Genomic DNA, 22,948 nt, shown 5'->3' on the forward strand with positions numbered 1-22,948 from the left:
TGCCGGGATCGCCCTCTCACGGGCGCTGCGAGCGGTAGTACGCCAGGAGCGCCTTCGTGGACGGATCCTGTGCCTCGAGCGCGTCGGCGTCGCCCTCGATGGCCGGTGCGATCTGCAGCGCCAGCTGCTTGCCGAGCTCGACGCCCCACTGGTCGAACGAGTTGATACCCCAGATCGTCCCCTCGGTGAAGACGATGTGCTCGTACAGCGCGATGAGCTGGCCGAGGACCGACGGGGTGAGGGCGGGACCGAAGATCGACGTCGTCGGGCGGTTGCCGGGGAAGGTGCGGGCCGCGACCAGGGCGCCGGTCGTGCCCTCGGCCTCGACCTCCTCGGCCGTCTTGCCGAATGCGAGCGCCTTCGTCTGGGCGAGGAAGTTCGCCAGGAAGAGTCCGTGCACGTCGCGGCCGTCGTCCTGCAACGGGTACGCCGGGTTGGCGAACGCGAGGAAGTCGGCGGGGATGAGGCGCGTCCCCTGGTGGATGAGCTGGTAGAAGGCGTGCTGACCGTTCGTTCCCGGCTCGCCCCAGAACACCTCGCCCGTGTCGGTGGTCACGGGCGTACCGTCCCAGCGGACGGACTTGCCGTTGGATTCCATCGTCAGCTGCTGCAGGTACGCCGGAAAGCGGTGGAGCAACTGCGCGTACGGAAGCACCGCGTGGGACTGTGCCCCGAGGAAGTTGGTGTACCAGACGTTGAGGAGCCCCATCAGTACGGGGACGTTCCGCTCCAGCGGCGTGGTGGCGACGTGCTCGTCGACTGCGGCGAAACCGGCCAGGAGCTGCCGGAACGCGTCGGGTCCGAGCGCGACGGCCAGCGAGAGACCGATCGCGGAGTCGACCGAGTAGCGCCCGCCGACCCAGTCCCAGAATCCGAAGGCGTTGTGCGGGTCGATGCCGAAGGCGGCGACCTTGTCGAGCGCGGTGGACACGGCCACGAAGTGGTGGGCGACCGCGTCGGCGCGGGAGGCCTCGCTGCCGTCGATGGCTCCCGACTGCGCGAGTCCGGCCCACAGCCAGTCCCGGACCAGGCGCGCGTTGGTGAGGGTCTCGAGGGTCGTGAAGGTCTTCGAGGCGACGATGACGAGGGTGGTCTCGGGATCGAGCCCCGCGGTCTTCTGCGCGGCATCCGTGGGGTCGATGTTGGAGATGAAGCGCGCCTCGATCCCCGCGTCCGCGTACGGCTTGAGCGCCTCGAAGACCATGACGGGGCCGAGGTCGGAGCCACCGATGCCGATGTTGACGACGTGGGTGACCTTCTTCCCCGTCACCCCGCGCCACTCCCCCGAGCGCACGCGCTCGGCGAAGGCCGACATCGCATCCAGCACCTCGTGCACGTCGCTGTCGACCTGCTGCCCGTCCACGTCGAGCGGCGGTCGCAGACCCGCCGGCCGGCGCAGGGCGGTGTGGAGCACCGCACGGTCCTCGCTCGTGTTCAGATGGGCTCCGCGCAGCATGTCCGCGAACCGCTCGGCGACACCGGTCTCCTCCGCCAGCTGCAAGAGTGCGGCGAGGATCTCGTCGGTGACGAGGTTCTTCGACAGATCGACGTGCAGGTCGGCGAGCGGATGCGTGAGCTTCGTCACGCGATCGGGATCATCACCGAACCAGCCCCGCAGATCCGGGGTGAACCCCTCGCGGATGCGGGTCAGCTCGGCCCAGGCGGACGTGGACGTGGGATCGACAGGTGCGCGCACACCCCCACGCTAGCGAGATCGGCGCGCTCCAGGGTCCCTTACGGCCTCTCGATCTCGCGGACGGCGAGGGGGAGCTCACGCGCCAGTTCGCGCGCGAGGAATCCGAGACCGAGGCGGTCGGTGAGGCGCTCCCCCGCCCGCGCGTGCACCCAGGTGCCCCACGCGGCGGCGTGCGAGAGCTTCACCCCGCGAGCCACGAAGCCGGTGACGGCCCCGGAGAGGACGTCGCCGCTGCCGGAGGTGGCGAGGCCCGGGCCGCCTCCGCCGACGTGCCACACCTCGCCGCTCGGCGCGGCGACGACGTCGTAACACGTCACCACGGCGCGGTATCGCGCCGCCACCTCGCGGACGACGGCGGCCAGGTCATCGATGTCGGGCCCGCGATCGGCCAGGAGCGCCAACTCCTCGCGGTTCGGCGTGAGGACGAGCGCCTCGGGAAGGCGGTCGCGATCCAGCCGCGGCAGAACGCCGAGCGCGTAGGCGTCGAGGACGACGCACCGCGGCCCCGTGTCGGCGACCGCGAGCAGCGTCTCCAGCGTCTCGTCGGCATCATCGAAACCCGGACCGACCAGCACGGCATCCGCCCCCTCGACCTTCGTGCGGGCAGCTCCCTCGAGAGGGTCGGAGGCGTCGTCGGGGAGAGTGAGGATCGCCGCCTCCGGCAGGACCGCCCCGAGTTGCACGCTCACCGACCCGGGCGCGAGCACGCCGACCCGGCCGGCTCCGACGCGCAGTGCCGCCTCGGACGCGAGGATCACGCCCCCGGGCGTACGCTGCGAGCCGCCCACGACGGCGACGTCGCCGCGCGACTTCTTGTCTCCGCCCGGCGCGGGAAGCCCCCACCGCCGCAAGACGTCGGGCGTGACCTCAGTGGGCTCGGACATCGGATCCTCCCGGATGCTGCACGTCGGGGCTGCCCTCGTGCACCGTGACGTCGGCGCCTCCCACCCGCAGGTGCGCCACGTCGGAGAACGACGCCACCGCCCAGCCCGAGTCGGCGCGATCCACGCGCGTGATGGAAGCGTTGAGCACGGGGTGGGCCGCCGCGAAGGTGAGGAGCTCCTCCTCGGGCATCCCGGTGAGAAGTCCGACGATCAGCGTCACGACGGCGTCGTGGGCGACGATGAGAGCGGTCGACTCTGGCCGGGCCAGGAGGTCGCCCAGGAACGATCGCAGCCGCAGCGCCACGTCGGCCCACGACTCCCCGCCCGGGGGGCGGTGATAGTACTTGCCGAGGTGCCGGCGCCGCGCCGCCTCCTCGGGATGGCGCCGCTCGACGCCTCGCCACGTCAGCAGATCGAGCACCCCGAGCTCGCGGTCGCGAAGGCGCTCGTCGGCGGTGACCGAAGCCTCGAATCCGGCGAGCCCGATCGTCAGCGTCTGCTGGGCACGGAGATAAGGAGAGACCCAGTACGTGCCGATCGCCTCGCGCTGAGCGGCCAGCCATTCGCCGAAGGCGCCGGCCTGATCCTCTCCGACCGGAGACAGCGGCACGTCGGCGTCGCGGATGTCGATCGGGACGCGTTCGAGGCCCTCCCGCTCAGCACGGGTGGCCGCGACGTTGCCGATGCTCTCGCCGTGGCGAACGAGCCACAGAGTCTCGATGGACATGCGCCCAGCCTAGATTTCCGGTACGGGTGGGATCCGGGGCTTGCGTCACAGGTCACGCGGGTGCGACGGGCTGACGGAGAACGGTGCGGAGCTTCGCCGGCTCCGTCCGCCGGGGATCGCTGAGATAGATCTCGTGATGGGTCCCCGTCATCCGAAGGCCCCGCGCGGGGATGACCTCGTCGTGCATCCGTGCGAGCACCGCGGCTTCCTCGTCGTACGAGCCGATGTGCAGGGTCTGCACGCACGTTCCCTCGTCGAGGGTGCCCACGCGCAGACGCTCGATCGACGGTGCGTCCGCGGCATCCCGCCTCGCGGCGGCGACCAGATCATCGGTCACCCACTCCGGCACGAGGTTCAGCAGCGTCCAGGTCCACTGCGACTTGTCGCGTGCCGTCGTGAACGCCGTCCTGTCTGCGGCGTCCCACAGCGCCTCCAGCGGCGGGACGACATAGTCACGCTCGAGGTCGCGCTTGCTGCGGAACTTCAGCTTGTACGCCACGGGGTAGATCGTCTGAAGCGCCGCCAGATAGTCCTCGGCGGTGTTGGGGTCTCCGGCGCCGTCGATCATGAGGTAGCGCATCGGCGGGACGTCGACGACGTCGAAGACGCCGCTTCGCGCGCGATACGCCGGGATGTCCTTCTTCGGGTCGGCCTTGGTCACCTCTTCACCCTGGCCCGCATCTCATCCGGATGCGAGCGGCACGCGCAGAAGCCGATCGTCCTCGGCCGCGGGCGAGCCGCGCCCGTCGGTGTTGTTGGTGAGGAGCCACAGCGCACCGCCCTGGACGACGGCGTCGCGGATGCGGCCGAACTCGCCGACCCACAGCGCGTGCGGCGCCCCCACGACGGCGCCGCCCTCGACATCCACCATCCAGACGCGCTCACCCCGCAGACTCGCCACGAACAGGGTGCGCCCCGCGGCGGCCATCCCGCTCGGGCTGGCCTCGTCCGTCGCCCACGTCACGACGGGATCGAGGTATCCCGCCTCGCCGGCCGCCCCCTCGTGGAGCGGCCACCCGTAGTTGCCTCCCGGTTCGATGCGGTTGACCTCGTCAAACGTGTCCTGACCGAACTCGCTCGCCCACATCGTGCCGTCCGCGGTCCACGCCAGCCCCTGCACGTTGCGGTGCCCGAGCGAGAAGACCGCCGTGCCGGACGGGTTCCCGGGGGCCGGGGTGCCGTCCGGAGCGAGGCGGAGGATCTTCCCCGCCGCGGAGCCGGGGTCCTGCGCCGCACCGCGCAGTCCCGCGTCGCCGGTGGTGACGTAGAGGAACCCGTCGGGGCCGAACGCGAGGCGGCCGCCGTTGTGATTGCCCGCACGCGGGATCCCCTCGAACACCGTCTCCACCCGGCCGAGGCTCCGGCTGCCCGCGGATCCGGCGAGCGGCATCCGCACGACGCGGTTGTCGTCGGTCGTCCCGTGGTAGGCGTACAGCCACGTGCCGTCGGGCGATACGGCCAGGCCGTGGAGGCCACCCTCTCCCCCGGCCGCGACCCCGGGGACGGTGCCGATCCGGCGCGTCGCGCCGTCCGCCGCGATCTCGAGTATCGTCCCGGACCCGCGCTCGCTGACGAGCTGCGTACCGTCGGCGAGGGGCGCGGCCGACCACGGCGCCTCGAGTCCGGTCGCGACGACGACGGGGTCCCCGGCTGGACGCGCTGGCGGATCCGCCGTCGCCGACGGTGGGGGCGCGTCCGGCGCGACGAGAGGGCTCGGCACGTCCGTCGCCGTCGGCGGAGCGTCCGCCGCGCACGCGGCGAGAACGAGCGCCGCGGCGACCACGACGACGAACCTGATGGTCCTCGGCATCCCCGTCCTCCGTCCGGTCGGACTTCCCGCCTCGACCGCGGCCCCGCGCACCCGGGCTACAGGTCGAACTTCTCGTTGTCGCCCTCGAGACGCTCGCCCGTCACCTTGTGCTTGAGGAAGGCCAGCACCGTGGTGATCCGCCCACCGGGGCTGTCCCAGTATTCGCCGCTGAGGGCATTGACCTTCAGGAGCACGACCTCGGGGTCCTCCGGCCCGTTCGGGAACCAGGCCTCCAGGGCCGGGTTCCACTGCTCGCGCAGCTTCGCGGGATCCTCGACGAGCTCGGCGCTCCCCGCCAGCGAAAGCCACGCATCGTTCGAGCTGAACGACACCCCGACGGCCGGGTCGAGGCCGATGTGGGTCACGGCCGAGGCGGAGCGGCCGATCACGAACCACAGGTCACCGTCGAAGTCGCTCTCCTGCACGGTGAGCGGATGCGCGTGCAACGACCCGTCTTCGGCGCGGGTGGTGACCATGGCGAAGCGGAACTTCCCGAGCAGCTCGTTCAGCTTTTCGAGTTCGGTTGTGTCGGCCACGAGGCGTCCCTTCTGACGGTGGTTGCGTACAGCCCCATCCCAGCGGGAACGCGAGCACCAGGCGAGGCGTTGACAGCGGCACGGCGGGGCCCTACTTCCGCGAGGCGCACGTCGGAATACCAGCGGAGCATCGGCGTTGTGCTGCGGTGGAGGCATCCGTGACACAGGAACTGTCGCTCACGTTCGAGCTCTACTCGACGTCGTTCTGCGGCGCCTGCCGCCAGACGCGGGGAGTGCTCGACCGCGCGGCCCAGCTCGTCTCCGGCGTTCACGTCACGGAGCACGACGTCGCCTTCGAGCCCGACCTCGCAGAATCGCTGGACATCCGCGCGACTCCCACCGTGATCATCCGCCGCTCGAACGGCGAGCAGGTCCTTCGCGCCGAGGGCGTGCCGAGCATCGATCAGGTGCTCGTGGCCACCGCCAAGGCACTCGACGCGCCGTGAGAACTCACGGCTCGCTCCCAGGTTTCCGGGACCAAAACCCGCCCGCCATCCGTTTTCTCTGATGACCGCCGCAGCCAGCGACGGCATCGAGGAGGAACTGTGACCACCGAGTACCGCAAGACCCCCGAGGCGCTGAGCCGCCTCACCCCCACCCAGTTCCACGTGACGCAGGAGTCGGGCACCGAGCCCGCCTTCCGCAACCGCTACTGGGATGCGCACGAGCCCGGAATCTACGTCGACGTCGTCTCCGGCCAGCCACTCTTCTCGTCGACCGACAAGTACGACAGCGGGACGGGCTGGCCGAGCTTCACCCGGCCGATCGACGCCGGCGCCGTGGTGGAGAAGACCGACCGCATGCTGTGGATGACCCGCACCGAGGTACGCTCCTCGGGCGCCGACAGTCACCTCGGTCACGTCTTCGACGACGGGCCGCGGGAGGCGGGCGGGCTCCGCTACTGCATGAACTCCGCCTCGCTGCGCTTCGTCCCGCTCGCCGAGCTCGACGAGCAGGGATACGGCCCCTACCGCACACTCTTCGCCGACAGCGCGTCGGCACCCGACACCGAGGAGAACCACTCATGACCATCGACACCGGCGCCGTCACACGCACCCCCGGCACCGAGACAGCCGTCCTCGCGGGCGGCTGCTTCTGGGGCATGGAGGACCTGATCCGGCGCCAGCCGGGCGTCCTCTCGACCCGCGTGGGGTACACGGGCGGACGCAACGATCACGCCACCTACCCCTACCACCCGGGGCACGCCGAGGCCGTCGAGATCGTGTTCGACCCCGCACAGACGACGTACCGCGACATCCTGGCGTTCTTCTTCCAGATCCACGATCCGTCGACCCTGAACCGCCAGGGCAACGACATCGGCACGAGCTACCGCTCCGCGATCTTCCCGCAGAGCCCCGAGCAGGAGCAGGTCGCACGCGACACGATCGCCGACGTGGACGCGTCGGGCCTGTGGCCCGGAGAAGCCGTGACGACGATCGAGCCCGCGGGTCCGTTCTGGGAGGCTGAGCCGGAGCACCAGGATTACCTGCTCAAGTACCCGAACGGGTACACGTGCCACTTCCCCCGGGCCGGCTGGGTGCTCCCCCGCCGCGAGGAGCCCGCGAGCGCGTAGCACCCACCCACTTGCGTGAATCGGCTGCCAAATCGCGCGCGATAGCAGCCGATTCACGCAAGAGCGGGGCACACTGGTGCCCATGAGCGACGGCGAGGTCGGCGACGAGCGACCCTGGGTGCTGCACGTCGACCTCGACCAGTTCATCGCGGCGGTGGAGGTGCTTCGCCACCCCGAGCTCGCCGGGCGACCCGTCATCGTCGGCGGGCGCGGCGACCCGACCGAACGCGCGGTCGTGTCGACGGCGTCGTACGAGGCTCGAGCCTTCGGCGTCGGATCGGGGATGCCGCTGCGCTTCGCCGCCCGCAAGGTTCCGGATGCGGTGATCCTCCCCGTCGACGCCCCCCACTACACCGCGGCATCCGAGGAGGTCATGGCGACCCTCCGCGCACAACCCGGCGCCGTCGTCCAGGTCCTCGGATGGGATGAGGCGTTCGTGGGCATTCGCACCGCCGATCCCGAGGCCTCCGCGCGAGCGCTGCAGGCTGCGGTCCTCGCCCGCACCGGATTGCACTGCAGCGTCGGCATCGGCGACACCCTGGTGCGGGCGAAGGTCGCGACCGGGTTCGGCAAGCCGCAGGGCGTGTATCGCCTGACCGCCGAGAACTGGCCGGCCGTGATGGGGAACCGCCCGACGATCGAGCTGTGGGGAGTCGGATCGAAGATCTCGCGTCGACTCGAGAACCTCGGGATCCGCACCGTCACCGACCTCGCGACGGCCGAGCCGCAGGCGCTGGTCGCGGAGTTCGGGCCACGGATGGGTCCGTGGTACCAGCAGCTCGGTCGTGGCGCGGGCACCGGTACCGTCGACGACACCCCATGGGTCGCCCGCGGTCACGGCCGCGAGACGACGTTCCCGCAGAACATCGACGACCCCGCCGAGATCGAGCGCGCCGCGCGCGGGCTCGCAACGGAAGTCCTCGACGCCGTCGCGGCGGAGGAGCGGCCGGTGGTCGGCGTGGGGGTGAAGGTGCGGTACGCCCCGTTCACCACGAAGACCTTCACGCGCAAGATCCCTCCGACGTCCGACCGCGAGACCGTGATCACCGCCATCCTGGCCCTCGTCGCCAGGATCGACCCCGGCAGAGAGCTTCGCCTTCTCGGCGTCCGCGCCGAGATGCAGATGCCCGCCGACGCGCGCGAGGGCCACACCCCCACCCGCGGCGGCTGGTAGGGCTCACCCGCGCGTGGCGGAGGCGTCCGCGAGCATCTCCGGGCAGGCTCCGCCCGGAGAGGCGGCGCGCTCGAAGTGCCACGGCTCGTTGGCGTAGACCTGGCAGAGGCCCCATGTCGTTCCGTGTGTGCGCAGCCAGACCTGCGCGTCGAGCGAACCGATGTCAACCGACTGGCCGGTCACGTGGCGGGACTCGTCGGGGGTCGCGACGAACTGCCGCGCGACCTCGGCGTTCCCGTACGTCTCGACGGCGTTGTCCAGCAACCACTGCTGGAACGCGGCGCTCCGCCACCCGCTGGTGACATCCAGCGTGACCCCCTCGGCCGCTGCGGCCTCGGCGGCGTCGCGGAGCGCCTGCCGCAGGTCGGCGTCCAGGCGAGCCAGGGCCGGGAGGTGCTCCTCGGTGGCCGGCACCGAGGCGCCCTCCGGGATCAAGCCGTCGGCCACCCTCGGCGAGAACGGCCGGGCGGCGTCGGCGGCGATGCCGGCGAGCACGAGAGCGAGGGCTGCCAGCAGTGCGGCCAGGCACACTCCGATGGCGATGAACGCCGCAGTGCGCAGCCGGGAGGGCGGAGTGACGAGGGTCGTGGCGATCTGCATGATCCCAGCAGACGTGTCGCGGCGTTGCCCGGCCGTATCGCGGAGCGCATACACCCGCGATACAGGCTCCCACCTACGATGGCGGAGTGCGCGTGCTGATCGTCGAGGACGAACCGTATCTCGCGGAGGCCATCCGCGACGGGCTCCGCCTCGAGGCGATCGCGGCGGACCTCGCCGGCGACGGCGAAAGCGCACTCGAGCAGATCGCCGTCAACGCCTACGACGTCGTCGTGCTCGACCGGGACATCCCCCCGCCCGACGGCGACGAGATCGCGCGGCGCCTCGCGACGGACCCCACGAGCCCGCGCGTGCTCATGCTCACGGCGGCGGACCGCCTCGATGACAAGATCCAGGGTTTTGAAAGCGGTGCCGACGACTACCTCACGAAGCCGTTTGCACTGCGTGAGCTCGTCGTGCGGCTGCGGGCGCTGGAGCGGCGTCCGGCCGCCGGCATCCCCCCGGTGCTGGAGGTCGCGGGCGTGAGGGTCGACCCCTTCCGACGCGAGGTGTATCGGGACGGGCGCTACATCGCCCTCACGCGCAAGCAGTTCGCCGTGCTGCACGTCCTCGTCGCGGCCGGTGGCGGCGTCGTCAGCGCCGAGGATCTGCTGGAGCGGGCCTGGGACGAGAACGCCGATCCGTTCACCAACGCCGTGCGCATCACGATCTCGACGCTGCGCAAACGTCTCGGTGAGCCCTGGGCCATCCAGACCGTCCCCGGCGTGGGGTACCGCGTCTCCGCCGACGGCGGCGAGGATGCCTGACATCCCCCGGCTTCCGGGGCTCTCGGTCCGGGTGAAGCTCGCCCTGAGCTATGCGGGGTTCCTGGTCGTGGCGGGCATCGCCATGATCGCCGTCGGGCTGCTGCTGCTGCGCTACATCCCCGAGGGCAACCTCGATCTGGTGAACGGCGGATGGGTGCCCAACCGCACCGACCTCCTCGAGGTGTTCTACCGCTACGTCGGCTGGGCGACGGTCGGCCTCGTCGGCTTCGGGCTGGCAGGAGGGTGGGTGCTCGCAGGGTGGGTGCTGCGCCCGCTGCGACGGATCACGGATGCCGCGGCGCAGGCACGCGACGGAGCCCTCGACCGCCGCATCCGGATGCCCGGTCATCGGGATGAGCTGACGGAGCTGGCTGACGCCTTCGATGCGCTGCTGGACCGGGTCCAGCGCACCCTCGACGAGGAGCGCCGGTTCGCCGCGAACGCCTCCCACGAGCTGCGGACGCCTCATGCCATCGTGCGCACGCTGGTGGAGGTGGCGCAGGCCGATCCCGCCGGCCGCGACGTCGACACCGTGCTCGCGCGGATCGGCGAGACCAATGATCGCGCGATCGCCCTCACGGAGGCGCTCCTCGCGCTGGCGCGCGTCGGACGGGACGGGGCGCTGCAGCGGGAGGGCGTCGACCTGGCCGAGATCGCCCGTGAGGCGGTCGCGGAGACGTCAGCGGATGCCGCGGCGGCCGTCGTCACCGTCGAGGACCGCCTCGAGCCGGCGGCCGTCGCGGGCGATCGCACGCTCCTCGCGCGGCTGGCGGCCAATCTCGTGCGAAACGCGGTCGTCCACAACGATCCGGGGGGGACCGTGCTCGTCGCGACCGCGGATCTCGGCGACGCCGTCGCCCTCGTCGTCGTCAACACCGGTCGCGTGCTCCCCCCGACCCTCATTGCGACTCTCACCGAGCCCTTCGTGCGAGCCGGCGGCCGCACCCATCCCGCAGCAGGCGAGGGCTCGGGCCTCGGGTTGGCGATCGCCGACGCGATCGTCCGCGCCCACGACGGGTCGCTCACCGTCACCGCCCGCGAGGGCGGCGGTCTTCACGTGCGCGTCACGCTTCCCCGCTGACGAAAGCCCGCGACGCACCCCCGGGCCGTCGCGATCGCCATCGCGCCGAGCGCTCCCCCGACGCCGTTCCACAGCACGTCGGCGCCGTCGGGGATGCGCCCCGGAATCGAGGACTGGGCCGTCTCGACCGCGAACGACGCGACGACCGAGAGCAGAAGCGCCCACGGCCAGCCGCGCCGCGGCAGGACGGCCGCGAGCGCCGCGCCCAGTGGGACGAAGAGCGCGGTATTGAGGAGCCGCTCGGTCACCGGGTATCCCGACCCCGCGAGCAACGGCAGCTGCACCGCGTCCGCCCATCCCAGGAACGCGCCCCGCAGCGGCCCGACGACCGGTTGCGGAGCGAGGGTCAGGGCGGCCACCAGCAGAAGGGCGGCGGCGGCGAGAAGTCCGCGAGCGATCCAGAGCATCCCGCCACTGTGTGCGACGGGATGTTGCGGCAGCGTATGCGTCAGCCCTGCGCGAGGCGCGCCACGTCGTCCCACTTCTCCCAGCCGGCCAGCCGAGACTCGTAATCCGGGCGGACGATCGACATCGCGCTGGCTCCGAAGAAGACGCGCAGCGGCGGTTCGGCGGCATCGACGACCGCCAACAGCGCGGCCGCGGATGCGCGCGGGTCGCCGGGGCCGGCGGCGTTCGCCGCCGCACGCTGCCGCGCGCGCCGCTCACGGGCGGCGTCGTATGCGGGATGGGGATCGGCGTGACGCGAGCTCGGCCCCGCCCAGTCGGTGGCGAACCCGCCGGGTTCGATCAGCGTGACCGAGATGCCGAACTCCGCGACCTCCTGCGAGAGGGCCTGGGAGAAGCCCTCGAGCGCCCACTTCGACGCGTGGTACGCGCTCAGGTTGGCGAAGGCGGTGACACCGCCGATCGAGGAGACCTGGATGATGTGACCGGCCCCCTGAGCGCGGAGGACCGGTAGGGCGGCCTGCGTGACCCAGATCGCACCGAACACGTTCGTCTCGATCTGTTCGCGGTATTCCGCTTCGCTGAGTTCCTCGACCATGCCGAAGTGGCCGTACCCGGCGTTGTTGACGATCACGTCGAGTCTTCCGAAATGCGCCGCCGCCTGCTGGACAGCGGCGAAGTCGGCGTCGCGGTCGGTGACGTCCAGCTCGATCGGCAGCAGGGCGTCGCCGAAGCGGTCGGCGAGGTCGTCGAGCGCCGTGACATCCCGCGCGGTGGCGGCGACGCGGTCACCCCGCTCGAGTGCGGCCGTCGTCCACTCGCGACCGAACCCGCGGGACGTCCCGGTGATGAACCACGTTCTCTGTGTCATGCCGGGGTACGACGCGGCGAGGCGGTGCCGTATTCCCCAACTTTGTTGTGCACAACTCAATTGTGTGCAATCCTTCGATCGTGCCCGGCATTGACGACATGGTGTGCTTCTCGCTCTACTCGGCGAGCCGGGCGATGACGGCCGCCTACCGCCGCGTGCTCGCCCCGTACTCCCTCACGTATCCGCAGTACCTCGTGCTCGTCGCGCTGTGGACCTCGGGGACGCAGAGCGTGAGCGATCTCGGGACACGACTGGCGCTCGAGTCCGGCACCCTGTCGCCGCTCCTGCGGCGTTTGGAGTCACGCGGCGTCGTGAGCCGCATCCGGCGCCGCGACGACGAGCGGGTCGTGGACATCGCCCTCACCGACAAGGGCGCGGCGCTGCGCTCGGAGATGCGGGAGGTGCCGGGCCGGATCGCCGCCTGCATGGGCATGGACATCGGCTCCGCCCGCGCGCTCTTGACCTCCCTGCATTCGCTGACCGCGAGCGTGCAGGCCAGCAACGAGGCTCACGCCTCCTGATCCGAAGGACGTCATGGACGCTCTCTACACCGCAGAAGCCCTCTCGACGGGGGCGGGCCGCAACGGCCACGTCGCCACCAAGGACGGCGTCATCGACACCGACGTCCGCGTCCCGGTGGAGATGGGCGGACCCGGCGGCGCCCCCAACCCCGAGGACTTCTTCGCCGCAGGGTACGCAGCGTGCTTCCACAGCGCGCTGCAGGGCGTCGCCCGGGCACAAAAGGTGACGCTGGAAGACACCACTGTCGGCTCACGCGTGCACCTCGTCGGCGACGGAAAGGGCGGTTACCAGCTCGCCGTCGCGCTCGAGGTCGTCATCCCGACGCTCCCGCACGAGCAGGCGCAGCAGCTCGCCGACGCCGCGCACCAGATCTGCCCGTATTCGAACGCGACCCGCGGCAACATCGAGGTGACCGTCACGGTCTCCGACGACTGACCGGCGCTGCGTCGTTCTCGTCGTTCTCGTCACCGTCGCGGCGGGCGTCGGATGTGCGCGGCGGCGGCGGAAGGTGCTCGCCTTCCCCCGCCGCCATGCGTGTGCGCTCCTCCGCGTTCATCGATCGCCACGCTCATGGGCGTCCGCGGTGATCTCGGATGCGAGCGCCTCACCGTCCACCGGGCGCACGTCGGCGGCATCGGATTTCACTTCGTCACTCACCGCGTCGGTGGGCGGCGCCGCATCCGCCCGGGCGTCGTCGTCGTCATGCTGTCGCGTCTGGCTCATGAGGGGTCCTTTCGACGCCCTCACCCTCGCTCACTCAGGCGAGCGGAACACCCCCTGGACATCGAGGGGAAGGCGAGGTACCCGTCCGGGTCAGGCGTCCGCTCGGTCGGTGGTCAGGGCGAGCTCCTTGCCGGCTTCGAGGTCTTCCCGGAGGGCGTCGACCTTCGCCGTGGCGTACGCGTACGCGTCAGATCCCAGGATCTGGTGCAGTCGCGTGTCCCCCCGGTCGACGATGCCCACCAGAGCTGCGGCCGCTTTCGCCGGGTCGCCGAGCTGGTTGCCCTGCAGCTTGCGGTGGTCGTCGATCATCCGCGCGATGTCCTGGTAGGCGTCGCCGGCGTGGGTGACGGCCGTGAGCGCACCCGGAGTCAGGAAGCTCGTGCGCAGGTACCCGGGCTCGGCGATCGTGACGGTGACCCCGTACGGGGCGACCTCTCCCGCCAGCGCCTCGCTCATCCCTTCGAGGGCGAACTTCGCGGCGCAGTACGCGCCCCACCCGGGAACCGCCGTGAGGCCCAGAACGGACGAGACGTTCACGATGTGTCCCGAGCGCTGCGCGCGCAGGAGAGGCAGAGCGGCGCGCACGACGTTCCAGGCGCCGAACACCTGCACGTCGAAGAGCGTGCGCACGGCGGCGTCGGAGACGTCCTCCACCGCGCCCAGCAGGCCGTAGCCGGCGTTGTTGACCACGACATCGATCCGACCGAAGGTCTCCGCGGCCCGGTCGACGGCGGCGGTCACGGCCTGCTCGTCCCCGAGCTCCACTTCCAGCGCCAGCAGACGTCCGGTGCCGACCCCGTCGAGCGAGCTCAGCAGCCGTTCGCGCGACCGGGTGGTGGCGGCGACAGCGTCGCCGCGTTCGAGAAGCTGCGAGGCGAGCTCGAGACCGAGGCCCTGCGACGCCCCCGTGAGAAACCACGTGCGCATGATTCGTCCTTTCATTCCTCCGGCGTGTGCCGGTGAGTCCAGTTTTCGCCGGGAATGCCCTCGAGAGCGGGTCATAACGGGCCCTCTCGTACCGGGGTGGCCGCCGCCTAGGACGCAGCGACCCAGGCGCCGACGGGCAGGCCGCGGCAGAATCGGCCGTATGACGAATCGAGAGCTCGCCGACTATCTGCGACGAGCGCGCGCGGCGGTGGACCCGGCCCGCGCGGGTCTCCCCCACGATGACCGCGTCCGGCGGGTGCCGGGGCTCCGACGGGAGGAGGTGGCGCTGCTGGCGGGCGTCTCGACCGATTACTACACACGGTTGGAGCAGGGCCGCGCGATCGTGCCCTCCGACTCGGTGCTGGATGCGATCGCCCGCGCGCTCGATCTCGGCCCCACCGGCCGTCTCCACCTCGGCCACCTCGTCGGCGCACCGAGCCTTCCGCGGCGCCGCGGAACCCCGACGGTGCAGAAGGTGCGCCCGGGGCTGTGGCAGTTGCTCGAGACGCTCGACGGCGCGCCGGCGCTGATCCTCGGCCGTCGCAGCGACGTTCTCGCCTCGAATGCCCTCTCGCGCGCCCTCTTCACGGATTGGGAGGCGATGCGCCCCCGCGAGCGCAACTACGCGCGATGGATGCTGCTGAGCGACCAGGCGCGGAACCTGTTCGTCGACTGGGAGGATCAGGCTCGCGTCGCCGTCGAATCTCTCCGGCTCGACGCCGGGGATCATCCCGACGACGAACTGACGCAGCAACTGGTCGCCGACCTCGCGCAGCGCAGCGCTGAATTCCGCCAGTGGTGGACGCAGCACAGGGTGCATCAGCGGACCCACGGCACGAAGCGACTGCAGCATCCGGTGGCGGGTCCGCTGACCGTCGACTTCGAGACGCTGACCCTCCCCGGCGACGCCGACCAGACGCTGTTCGTCTACACGACCCCCGCCGGTTCGTCCTCGCGCCAGGCTCTCGAGCTGCTTGCAAGCTGGATATCGACTCCGACGGAGGGTGTCAACCGCCCCTCCTGACTGCCACCCGCCGCCTAGCGTGACGGGACGACATCAGCTCAGGAGGCGACGTGCCCGGCATCTCCGTCGTCATCCCGGTGAAGGATGACGCCGAACCGCTGCACCGCTGCCTGCGGGCGCTGGCCGCTCAGAGCCGCCTCCCCGACGAGGTGGTCGTCGTCGACAACGGGTCGACGGACGACTCCGCCGCCGTCGCGCTCGCCGCCGGTGCGCGAGTGGTCCGGTGCGAGTCGCCCGGGATCCCGGCGGCGAGCGCCCGAGGATTCGACGTCGCCCGCGGCGACATCCTGCTGCGGATCGACGCCGACTGCGTCCCGGCCGTGGGGTGGGTCGACGGCATGGCCGATGCGTTCGATAGGCGCCCCGACGCCGCCGCCTTCACCGGCGCCGCCCGGTTCATCGACGGCCCGCGGATGCTCCGGCGCCCCCTTGCCGCGGCCTATCTGCTGTCCTACGCCGCCGCCACCGCACCGGCCCTGGGTCACCTCCCGCTGTTCGGATCGAACCTGGGGCTCCGCGCGCAGGAATGGCGCCGCATCCGCGACGACGTCCACCGCACCGACGACGTCCACGACGACCTCGACCTCGCCTTCCACATCGGCCGGCATGCCCGTGTCTCCTACGTGCCCGGCGCCGCGATGGGCGTCTCGATGCGTCCGTTCGCCGATGCGCGCTCGTTCGCGCGACGCGTCCGCCGCGGAGTGCGCACCGTCGTCGCGCACTGGCCCGAGGACTTCCCCCCGGTGCGGTGGATGCATCGCGGAATGCGCCGGTACGTCGCCGGACGGAGAAGCCGTGCCCGCCGATGACGCGCTGATCGGGCCGGTGGAACCGCCGGAGCTGACGGTCATGACGTTCAACCTCCGCCGCGCTGCGGCGCGATCCCCCGGCTGGATCCGCCGGCGCGAGCGCGTGCGCATCCTGCTTCAGCGGGAGCGTCCGACGCTGCTCGGCCTACAGGAGGCGACGGCCGGACAGGCACGATACGTGCTCGGCGCCCTCGGCGACTCCTACCGCCGCGTCGGGGCGGGTCGCGGTGCCGACGGGCACGGCGAGGGCTGCCCTCTCCTGTTCGATGCCGCGCGTCTGGAGTTGATCGACGGCGATCAGCTCGCCCTCTCCCCGACGCCCGACGTGCCGGGCTCCCGCGGCTGGGGGGCGCTCTTCCCCCGCGTCCTCGTGCGCGTCACGCTTCGCGACCGGACGACGGGCGCGGCGTTCACCGCGATCAACACGCACCTTGACGTGCTGTCGGCACGCGCCCGACGGCGATCGGCCGAGATGGTGGCCGCGGCCGCGGGGCACGGTGCCGCGCTGGTGACCGGAGACTTCAACGAGGGCGCTGAAGCCCCCGCCCGTCGACTCCTCGCTGCCGCCGGGCTCACCGACACGTGGGACACCAGCGCGAGGCGCCTCACCCGCGCGCGCGGCACCTACGCCCCGCATCGACGGCGATCGAGGGGCGAGAGACGCATCGATGCAGTGCTCGCGCGCGGCTGGCACGTGTCGGAGGTCGGCATCGATGCCCGCCCCATCGCCGGCGGTTGGGCCTCCGACCACGCCGCCGTGTGCGCGGTGGTGAGGCGGGAGCGGCCGTGATCGCGAACTTCCTGCGCCGCCCGGTCGGAGTGGTCGCCTGGTCCGCGGATGCGGTGCGGGCGCTCGGCGTCCTCAGCGTGGTGCTCGCGGGCGTCGCGGCGTCACCCACCGACGCGGGGATCCTCGCGTTCGCGCTCCCGGCGCTGATGGCACCGCGCTTCCTCGCCGTCCGCCCGGGCCTCGACGTGGCATCCGGTGTCATCGTCCTGATCGCCGCCTGGAGCAACGTCCTCGACCTCTACCGCACGATCGCGTGGTGGGATCTCGCCGTGCACTTCGCCTGTACCGGCGCGATCGCCCTGCTGCTGTACATCGCCGGGGAGAGGTCGGGCGTCTTCGCCTCGCCCCGGGGTCGTGCCCGCACGCCGCTGCTGCTCCTGCCGACGATCGGCCTGGCGATCAGCGCACTGTGGGAGATGGTCGAGTGGGCGGGGTACACCTACGTGTCGGATGACATCTTCGTCGCCTACGCCGACACGGTCGGCGACATGACGCTGGGAGGGCTGGGCGCCGCCGCGGCCGGGGTTCTCGCCGCGCGCATCCGGCTGGTTGACTGAGGCCATGCCCGGCACCGCGATGTTCCCCCTGGGCGCTGTGCTGTTCCCGCACACGCCGCTGGCGCTGCGCGTCTTCGAGGAGCGGTATCTGGTGCTGATCGGTCGTCTTCTCGACCAGGAGGACCCGGAGTTCGGCGTCGTTCTCATCGAGCGCGGCCGCGAGACCGGCGGGGGCGAGCAGCGGTTCGAAGTCGGCACCCTGGCCCGCCTCACCCGCGTGCTGCCGCAGGACGATCAGATCGCGGTCGTCGCGCAGGGCACCGACCGGGTCGAGGTCGTCGCCTGGCTCGACGACGACCCGTATCCCCGCGCCGAGGTGCGCGTCCTTCCCGACCTCGATTGGCACGACCAGCTGGCGCCGCTGCTGCAGGAGGCGGAGCACATCGTCCGGCGGGTGCTCGCGCGCGCCGAGGAGGTCGGCGCGGCGCGCTGGGATCCGAACGTGGAGCTGTCGGAGGACCCGCTCGCCCGCGCCTGGCAGATCGCCGCGATCGCGCCGCTCGCCGAGATCGACCGCCTCGATCTTCTCCGCTCCACCACGGCCGGCGCGCTCCTGCGCCAGACGATCGACCTCACGCTCGCGGCGGAGCCCTTCCTCGCCGAGCCCGCGCCGGACGGACTGTTCGTCGTCGAGGACGACTCCGATGAGGATCCGGGCGACTGACGGGCCCGCCCTCAGGGAAGCCACGCCGCGCGTGGGGCATCAGCCGGCGCGGAAGGCCCTTCCCCCACGGCGATGTCGGCGACGACGGGATAGTGGTCGGAGGGCGGCAGCCCGTCCGGCTCGTCGCGGATGACCTCCGCGTGAGTCGCGCGCGCTCCCGCGGTTCCGGGGAAGTAGCGGACGTGGTCGATGCGCCGGTTCCACTGGTCCTCGCACTCGGACGGGGCGAACCGGTTGGTCTCGCTCAGAGTGCGAGGGTCGGCATGCGGGTCGGCGGCGTCCCAGGCATCGGGCATCTGCAGCGCCGCGAGCGCCGGTTGGGTGGGGTCGTAGTTGAGGTCGGCCAGCAGGATGCTCGGCGCCGCGCGCTCGCCTCTCCCCTCGCGCGTGAGGCGCTGCAGCGCGGCGACCTGCTGCGCCGTCTCGGCGACCCGCTCGGGCTCCCAGCTGACCGCGCCGACGACGACGCGAAGCTCGCCGAACGGCGAGTCGATGCTCGCCACCAGCGCATTGTTGCGCCGGTCGTCCGAGGGAAGCGGGACGCTTCCCACCTCGGTGATCGGCCAGCGGCTGACCAGGCCCAACCCCATCACTGCGCCCTCTCCCTCCTCGGCGGCCGGAGGCAGGTCCATCTCCACGAACGCGGCCGACGCGCTGAAAGCCTCCGCCACGACATCGGCCTGGGTCCCGTCGCCCGTGCCCCAGCACTCCTGGATGCCCAGGATGTCGGGGGCGACATCGCGCACGACGCGGAGAAGGCCCGGCTCCCGCTCCCGCCAGTTGCCGCCGAAGCGCCACCAGACGTTCCAGGTCATGGCACGGATGCTGTCCATGCGGCCACGGTAGGAATCCTCCCGCGCCCCGGGGAGGGGGTTGCGATCAGCGTGGTCGTCAGTCCGCGAGCGTCACGTCGACCTGGATCTCCGCCGCGATGCGCTCCAGGTCATCGCGCACGACCGCGATATCGACCCCCTCGGGGACCGACGCGGTGATCGTCGCCTCGAACAGGCGCCCGCCCGACATGGCGGCATCCCGCGTCTGCGTCGCCATGCGCTCGATGCTCACCGTGCGGGCGCTGAGTGCTGCCGAGATCTCCCGCACGATGCCCGGGCGATCGTTGCCGAGCACCTGAAGGGTGATCTCGCGCACCGCGGATGCCGGCGTGGACGGCGTGGCCGCAACGGCGACGGTGATCAGCCCGGGAAGGTCTTCCAGTGCCGTCCGCAACGACTCGGCGCCCGCGGCGGGGACGGAGACCTGCACGATCCCGGCGAAGGCTCCCGACAGCTCGGCCAGCTCGCTGTCCTCCCAGTTGCCGCCGGCCGCATCGACGGCGGAAGCGACGGCCGCCACGATGCCGGCACGGTCGCTCCCGACCAGGGTCAGTACGAGCGTCGTCATGTCGTCAGAGTAGTCCCGCCTCAGCAGGAGACGCAGAGGTTCGCGGTGGGACGCGCCTGCATCCGCTCGGGCGCGATCGGTCTGCCGCAGCGGGCGCAGATCCCGTACGTTCCGTCGGCGACACGGGCGAGGGCGGCGTCGATCGCGACGAGCTCCTCCCGCGTGCTGCGGCGGAGCACGTCCACGCGCGCCCACTCCCCGGAGAGGGTGGAGCCCTCCGGGTCGTGTTCGTCGTCGGCGGTGCCGTCGGCGCGGTCGGCGAGCAGGGCGCGCTCGTCGGCGTCCAGCCTCGCCATGCGCGCGAGGGCCGCCGCCCGCATCCGCTCGAGTTCATCCACCCTCCCACGGTACGCGCGCGGAGCCGGCTCAGAGCCGCTGTCCGCCCGATGCCTCGATGCGCTGGCCCGTGACCCAGGCCATGCGCGAATCGAGCACGGCGGCGACGGCCCGCCCGATATCGTCCGGCTCGCCGATGCGGCCCATGGCGACGCTCGGCAGGAGCATGGTGCGGTACTGCTCATTGTCGCGGATGACTCCCCCGGCGAAGTCCGTCGCCGTGGCACCGGGAGCGAGCACATTGACGGCGATGCCGCGCGGTCCGAGCTCCTGCGCGAGATACAGCGTCCACGTCTCGACCGCACTCTTCATCGCGGCGTACACCGAGTAGACCGGGTTGGCAGAGCGGGTGAGGCCGGTGGAGATGTTGAGGATCCGCGCGCCGTCGCTCACCAGCGGCGCGAGTTGCTGGGTGAGGAGCACGACGCCGGTGAAATGGACCGCGACGAGGCGTTCGATCGCGGGCAGCTCGATGCCACCGAAAGGGGTGCCCTCGCCGTACCCGGCGTTGTTCACGAGGATGTCGAAGCTCTCGCGACCCCAGGTCTCCCGAAGCACGTCACCGAGCCGCGCGGCGAAGTCCGGGAACGTCTCGGGTCGGGTGGTGTCCAGCGGCAGCGCGACGGCCCGGCGACCCCTCGCCTCGATCGCCGCAAGGACGTCGGCCGCCGCGTCCGCACGGGACCGATACGTGATCACAAGGTCGTCACCGGCCTCGGCGAGGGCGAGAGCGGCTGCGCGGCCGAGACCGCGAGACCCGCCGGTGAGAAGGATGATGCGTGGATTCGTCATGACTCCACCGTCGTCGCCGCGGGCGGCCTCATCCAGGCAGCGCTCATCGGAGGATCGGCGGTCCCTGGCTGGCGGCCGGCCGGCGGAGGAGGATGGACGCATGCGACAGCTGGCCGACTTCCTCCGCAAGCATCGTGAGGCCTTGCAGCCCGAGGACGTCGGCCTCTCCCGCGGACCGCGCCGACGCACGCCCGGACTGCGCCGTGAGGAGGTCGCGGCCCTGGCCGGCATGTCGACGGACTACCTCAACCGGCTCGAGCAGGCGCGAGGTCCGCAGCCGTCGGAGCAGATGCTCGCCGCTCTCGCCCGCGCCCTGCACCTCGACCGCGCCGAGCGCGACCACCTGTTCCGCCTCGCCGGTCACTCCGCGCCCGACCACGGCGCGACCTCGTCGCACGTCTCTCCCGGGATGCTCCGCATCCTCGAGCGGCTGACCGACACCCCCGCGCAGGTCGTGACCGAGATCGGCGAGACGCTCGTGCAGACGGAGCCGGCGCGCGCCCTGCTCGGCGATGCGCGCGCGCTGACCGGGCTCGCTCGCGCCACGGTGTACCGGTGGTTCACCGACCCGGCGTCGCGCGACATCTACGTGGCCGAGGATCACCCGGAGCGGGCGCGGGCATTCGTCGCAGAGCTCCGAGCGGTGTACGCCCGAGACGGCGACCGATCGACGGCCGGCGCCATCGTCGCAGAGCTGCTGCGCACCAGCGAGGAGTTCGCGGGAATCTGGGCCGAGCACGAGGTGAGCGACAAACATCCGATGACCAAGCTTCTCGCATCCCGACGTGGGTGAGATGACGCTGCACTGCCAGACGCTCCTGGACACCGAGACGGGGCAGCGTCTCCTCGTCTTCACCGCCGCCGCCGGCTCCGAGGACGCCGAGAAGCTCGACCTCCTCCGGGTCATCGGAACGCAGCTCACGGCGCGCTGACTGTCAACCCCGGGCGCGGGTCCCCCGTTCGACGAAGACTGGGTGGCCACGCAACGAAGGGCGGAGCACAGTGGCGAAAGAACTCTCGGTGGGCGATCGCGTCAGCTGGAACACCCCGCAGGGGCGCACGAGAGGCGAGATCGTCGACCGCCGCACCCGCGACTTCACCTTCGCGGATCAGCAATTCTCCGCGTCCGCCGACGAACCTGCGTATCTCGTGCGATCGGAGAACAGCGGCAAGGAGGCCGCCCACCGGGGGTCCGCCCTCCGCAAGCTGCGGTGACGCGCCTGCCAGACTCGACGCATGCGCATACCCGCAGCCTTCCGCGCGCCGCGGCGGGGACCGTTCCTCCAGGTCGTGAAATCGGCCGTCGCCACGATCGCGGCGTGGCTTCTCGCGGGCTGGCTCGTTCAGGGTCCGCCGCCCGTCTTCGCCGCCATCGCCGCGCTCCTGGTGGTGCAGCCGAGCCTGAACCAGTCGCTGACCCGCGCGATCGAGCGCAGCATCGGCGTCATCGTCGGCGTTCTGATCGCCTCGACCCTGGGCATCGCGTTCGGCTCGCAGACATGGGTGATCCTCGCGGCCACCGCGATCTCGCTGCTCACCGCCTGGCTTCTGAAGATGACACCCGGGACGACCAACCAGGTGGCGATCAGCGCCGTCCTGGTGCTCGCCCTCGGCGCCGCCACCCCCGGCTACGCGGTCGATCGCATCGTGGAGACGCTGATCGGCGCGGCGATCGGGTTCGTGGTGAACCTCGCGATCGTCCCGCCGGTCGCGATCGGCCCCGCGCGCGAGAAGACCGAGCGCCTCGCCGTCGAGCTCGCGGAGGCGCTGGAGCGGCTCGGCGAGGCGCTCCGCACGGCGCAGACCCGCCCGCAGCTGGAGGAGCTCCTCCTCACAGCACGGCTTCTGCGGCCCATGCTGGAGGCTGCCTCGACGGCCATCGACGACGCCGCGGAGTCGCTCACCTTCAACCCGCGCGGTCGCCAGCTGCGCGCCGATCTCGCGCGGATCCGCGAGGTGCTCACCATGTACGCCCCCATCGTCACGCAGGTGATCGGGATGACCCGGGCGGTGTACGACCGGTACGACCCGTCGATCGTGGCCGAGCCCGCCGTCCGCGCCATCGCCGAGCAGCTCGGCCGCGCCGCGCATGACGTGCGCCTGCGCCACGTCGGCGCCGCCCCGCACACGCCGTCGGCCACCGAGCCGCCCGCGCTCACGCATCCGCTGCAGATCGCCGCGCCCTCCGCCGACCACTGGATCCTCGTCGGCTCCCTGCTCGTCGACCTGCACCGCATCCACGAGAACCTCGGCGAAGACGACTGACGTGCCGACGGCCCTAG

30 protein-coding genes and 1 pseudogene are annotated in these 22,948 nt (G+C 71.6%); 16 read left to right on the plus strand and 15 right to left on the minus strand.

All coding sequences use genetic code 11. The annotated features are described in order from the left end of the window. Positions 1–16: 16 nt before the first annotated feature. From pgi to ACTU3I_RS09490, 6 genes are read right to left on the minus strand one after another with little or no spacing between them, the layout of a single operon-like run. A complete protein-coding gene (gene pgi / locus ACTU3I_RS09465; protein ID WP_442925437.1) occupies positions 17–1,696 on the minus strand; it encodes a glucose-6-phosphate isomerase in 1,680 nt (559 codons plus the stop codon). Between the two features lie 38 nt (positions 1,697–1,734). Continuing rightward, positions 1,735–2,580: an NAD(P)H-hydrate dehydratase gene (locus ACTU3I_RS09470; protein ID WP_442925438.1), complete on the minus strand. Its 846-nt coding sequence runs from the start codon at positions 2,578–2,580 to the stop codon at positions 1,735–1,737. Continuing rightward, positions 2,564–3,307, minus strand: a complete 744-nt coding sequence (locus ACTU3I_RS09475) for a histidine phosphatase family protein (protein WP_442925439.1) — start codon at positions 3,305–3,307, stop codon at positions 2,564–2,566. Before ACTU3I_RS09475 ends, ACTU3I_RS09470 begins: the two co-directional genes overlap by 17 nt. A gap of 52 nt (positions 3,308–3,359) precedes the next feature. Beyond that, on the minus strand, positions 3,360–3,968 hold the full coding sequence (locus ACTU3I_RS09480) for a GyrI-like domain-containing protein (protein WP_442925440.1): 609 nt from the start codon (positions 3,966–3,968) through the stop codon (positions 3,360–3,362). A 21-nt stretch (positions 3,969–3,989) separates the two neighbouring features. Then, positions 3,990–5,117 (minus strand): PQQ-dependent sugar dehydrogenase, encoded by a 1,128-nt coding sequence (locus ACTU3I_RS09485; RefSeq protein WP_442925441.1) that lies wholly within the window; start codon positions 5,115–5,117, stop codon positions 3,990–3,992. A 56-nt stretch (positions 5,118–5,173) separates the two neighbouring features. Further along, positions 5,174–5,653: a pyridoxamine 5'-phosphate oxidase family protein gene (locus tag ACTU3I_RS09490; RefSeq protein ID WP_442925442.1), complete on the minus strand. Its 480-nt coding sequence runs from the start codon at positions 5,651–5,653 to the stop codon at positions 5,174–5,176. 158 nt (positions 5,654–5,811) lie between these two features. Here ACTU3I_RS09490 and ACTU3I_RS09495 point away from each other — a divergent pair, with 158 nt between their 5' ends. The 4 genes from ACTU3I_RS09495 to ACTU3I_RS09510 all read left to right on the plus strand — a co-directional run bounded on the left by ACTU3I_RS09495 (position 5,812) and on the right by ACTU3I_RS09510 (position 8,400). After that, positions 5,812–6,099, plus strand: a complete 288-nt coding sequence (locus ACTU3I_RS09495; RefSeq protein WP_442925443.1) for a thioredoxin family protein — start codon at positions 5,812–5,814, stop codon at positions 6,097–6,099. A 99-nt stretch (positions 6,100–6,198) separates the two neighbouring features. Then, positions 6,199–6,681: a peptide-methionine (R)-S-oxide reductase MsrB gene (gene msrB, locus ACTU3I_RS09500; RefSeq protein WP_442925444.1), complete on the plus strand. Its 483-nt coding sequence runs from the start codon at positions 6,199–6,201 to the stop codon at positions 6,679–6,681. Next, on the plus strand, positions 6,678–7,226 hold the full coding sequence (gene msrA, locus ACTU3I_RS09505; RefSeq protein ID WP_442925445.1) for a peptide-methionine (S)-S-oxide reductase MsrA: 549 nt from the start codon (positions 6,678–6,680) through the stop codon (positions 7,224–7,226). Before msrB ends, msrA begins: the two co-directional genes overlap by 4 nt. An 82-nt stretch (positions 7,227–7,308) precedes the next feature. Then, positions 7,309–8,400, plus strand: a complete 1,092-nt coding sequence (locus tag ACTU3I_RS09510) for a DNA polymerase IV (protein ID WP_442925446.1) — start codon at positions 7,309–7,311, stop codon at positions 8,398–8,400. Between the two features lie 3 nt (positions 8,401–8,403). Here ACTU3I_RS09510 and ACTU3I_RS09515 read toward each other — a convergent pair whose 3' ends face one another. Then, positions 8,404–9,000 carry a M15 family metallopeptidase gene (locus ACTU3I_RS09515; RefSeq protein WP_442925447.1) on the minus strand — a complete coding sequence of 199 codons (597 nt, stop codon included), beginning with the start codon at positions 8,998–9,000 and terminating at the stop codon, positions 8,404–8,406. An 86-nt stretch (positions 9,001–9,086) separates the two neighbouring features. On the opposite strand from ACTU3I_RS09515, the gene ACTU3I_RS09520 reads away from it, so the two are divergent. Together ACTU3I_RS09520 and ACTU3I_RS09525 are read left to right on the plus strand one after the other, a co-directional pair. Beyond that, positions 9,087–9,764, plus strand: a complete 678-nt coding sequence (locus ACTU3I_RS09520; protein WP_442925448.1) for a response regulator transcription factor — start codon at positions 9,087–9,089, stop codon at positions 9,762–9,764. Beyond that, positions 9,757–10,845 (plus strand): sensor histidine kinase, encoded by a 1,089-nt coding sequence (locus tag ACTU3I_RS09525; RefSeq protein ID WP_442925449.1) that lies wholly within the window; start codon positions 9,757–9,759, stop codon positions 10,843–10,845. Before ACTU3I_RS09520 ends, ACTU3I_RS09525 begins: the two co-directional genes overlap by 8 nt. On the opposite strand, the gene ACTU3I_RS09530 is transcribed toward ACTU3I_RS09525, so the two are convergent. Continuing rightward, positions 10,818–11,252 carry a VanZ family protein gene (locus ACTU3I_RS09530; protein WP_442925450.1) on the minus strand — a complete coding sequence of 145 codons (435 nt, stop codon included), beginning with the start codon at positions 11,250–11,252 and terminating at the stop codon, positions 10,818–10,820. The two genes, ACTU3I_RS09525 and ACTU3I_RS09530, sit on opposite strands and share 28 nt — an antisense overlap. A gap of 41 nt (positions 11,253–11,293) precedes the next feature. Then, a complete protein-coding gene (locus tag ACTU3I_RS09535) occupies positions 11,294–12,121 on the minus strand; it encodes an SDR family NAD(P)-dependent oxidoreductase (RefSeq protein WP_442925451.1) in 828 nt (275 codons plus the stop codon). Between the two features lie 80 nt (positions 12,122–12,201). On the opposite strand from ACTU3I_RS09535, the gene ACTU3I_RS09540 reads away from it, so the two are divergent. Further along, positions 12,202–12,642: a MarR family winged helix-turn-helix transcriptional regulator gene (locus ACTU3I_RS09540; RefSeq protein ID WP_442925452.1), complete on the plus strand. Its 441-nt coding sequence runs from the start codon at positions 12,202–12,204 to the stop codon at positions 12,640–12,642. 13 nt (positions 12,643–12,655) lie between these two features. Further along, on the plus strand, positions 12,656–13,078 hold the full coding sequence (locus tag ACTU3I_RS09545) for an organic hydroperoxide resistance protein (RefSeq protein WP_442925453.1): 423 nt from the start codon (positions 12,656–12,658) through the stop codon (positions 13,076–13,078). A 117-nt stretch (positions 13,079–13,195) separates the two neighbouring features. Here the strand turns inward: ACTU3I_RS09545 and ACTU3I_RS09550 are convergent, their stop codons facing one another. Then, positions 13,196–13,366, minus strand: coding sequence for a hypothetical protein (locus tag ACTU3I_RS09550; RefSeq protein WP_442925454.1), 171 nt, complete (start codon positions 13,364–13,366; stop codon positions 13,196–13,198). Positions 13,367–13,456: 90 nt separating this feature from the next. Next, complete coding sequence (locus ACTU3I_RS09555; protein WP_442925455.1) at positions 13,457–14,293, minus strand: SDR family NAD(P)-dependent oxidoreductase; 837 nt, start codon at positions 14,291–14,293, stop codon at positions 13,457–13,459. Positions 14,294–14,453: 160 nt separating this feature from the next. Between ACTU3I_RS09555 and ACTU3I_RS09560 the strand changes: the two genes are divergently transcribed. From ACTU3I_RS09560 to ACTU3I_RS09580, 5 genes are read left to right on the plus strand one after another with little or no spacing between them, the layout of a single operon-like run. Beyond that, on the plus strand, positions 14,454–15,317 hold the full coding sequence (locus tag ACTU3I_RS09560) for a helix-turn-helix domain-containing protein (RefSeq protein WP_442925456.1): 864 nt from the start codon (positions 14,454–14,456) through the stop codon (positions 15,315–15,317). 50 nt (positions 15,318–15,367) lie between these two features. Next, complete coding sequence (locus ACTU3I_RS09565; RefSeq protein WP_442925457.1) at positions 15,368–16,126, plus strand: glycosyltransferase family A protein; 759 nt, start codon at positions 15,368–15,370, stop codon at positions 16,124–16,126. Beyond that, positions 16,113–16,916, plus strand: a complete 804-nt coding sequence (locus tag ACTU3I_RS09570; RefSeq protein ID WP_442925458.1) for an endonuclease/exonuclease/phosphatase family protein — start codon at positions 16,113–16,115, stop codon at positions 16,914–16,916. The genes ACTU3I_RS09565 and ACTU3I_RS09570 overlap by 14 nt, the downstream gene beginning before the upstream one ends. After that, positions 16,913–17,473 carry a hypothetical protein gene (locus ACTU3I_RS09575; RefSeq protein ID WP_442925459.1) on the plus strand — a complete coding sequence of 187 codons (561 nt, stop codon included), beginning with the start codon at positions 16,913–16,915 and terminating at the stop codon, positions 17,471–17,473. Before ACTU3I_RS09570 ends, ACTU3I_RS09575 begins: the two co-directional genes overlap by 4 nt. Positions 17,474–17,477: 4 nt before the next feature. Next, positions 17,478–18,137, plus strand: coding sequence for an LON peptidase substrate-binding domain-containing protein (locus ACTU3I_RS09580; RefSeq protein ID WP_442925460.1), 660 nt, complete (start codon positions 17,478–17,480; stop codon positions 18,135–18,137). 11 nt (positions 18,138–18,148) lie between these two features. On the opposite strand, the gene ACTU3I_RS09585 is transcribed toward ACTU3I_RS09580, so the two are convergent. Genes ACTU3I_RS09585 through ACTU3I_RS09600 form a run of 4 tightly spaced genes read right to left on the minus strand, consistent with a single transcriptional unit; the run spans position 18,149 to position 20,666 of the window. Then, positions 18,149–18,970, minus strand: coding sequence for an endonuclease/exonuclease/phosphatase family protein (locus tag ACTU3I_RS09585; RefSeq protein WP_442925461.1), 822 nt, complete (start codon positions 18,968–18,970; stop codon positions 18,149–18,151). Between the two features lie 58 nt (positions 18,971–19,028). Then, on the minus strand, positions 19,029–19,538 hold the full coding sequence (locus tag ACTU3I_RS09590; protein WP_442925462.1) for a glycine cleavage system protein R: 510 nt from the start codon (positions 19,536–19,538) through the stop codon (positions 19,029–19,031). 20 nt (positions 19,539–19,558) lie between these two features. Continuing rightward, complete coding sequence (locus tag ACTU3I_RS09595; protein WP_442925463.1) at positions 19,559–19,876, minus strand: TraR/DksA family transcriptional regulator; 318 nt, start codon at positions 19,874–19,876, stop codon at positions 19,559–19,561. A 28-nt stretch (positions 19,877–19,904) separates the two neighbouring features. Then, positions 19,905–20,666: an SDR family NAD(P)-dependent oxidoreductase gene (locus ACTU3I_RS09600; protein ID WP_442925464.1), complete on the minus strand. Its 762-nt coding sequence runs from the start codon at positions 20,664–20,666 to the stop codon at positions 19,905–19,907. 100 nt (positions 20,667–20,766) lie between these two features. On the opposite strand from ACTU3I_RS09600, the pseudogene ACTU3I_RS09605 reads away from it, so the two are divergent. From ACTU3I_RS09605 to ACTU3I_RS09615, 3 genes and pseudogenes are all read left to right on the plus strand, one after another. Then, positions 20,767–21,598 (plus strand): annotated as a pseudogene (locus ACTU3I_RS09605) (helix-turn-helix transcriptional regulator). Between the two features lie 88 nt (positions 21,599–21,686). Continuing rightward, complete coding sequence (locus tag ACTU3I_RS09610) at positions 21,687–21,881, plus strand: DUF2945 domain-containing protein (protein WP_442925465.1); 195 nt, start codon at positions 21,687–21,689, stop codon at positions 21,879–21,881. A gap of 21 nt (positions 21,882–21,902) precedes the next feature. Further along, entirely contained in the window at positions 21,903–22,931 is a 1,029-nt protein-coding gene (locus ACTU3I_RS09615) for an FUSC family protein (RefSeq protein ID WP_442925466.1), read from the plus strand. The last annotated feature ends 17 nt before the right edge of the window (positions 22,932–22,948 follow it).

The sequence above is a fragment of the Microbacterium sp. RD1 genome (assembly GCF_052220165.1).
In the GTDB taxonomy this organism is placed as follows: Bacteria; Actinomycetota; Actinomycetes; order Actinomycetales; family Microbacteriaceae; genus Microbacterium.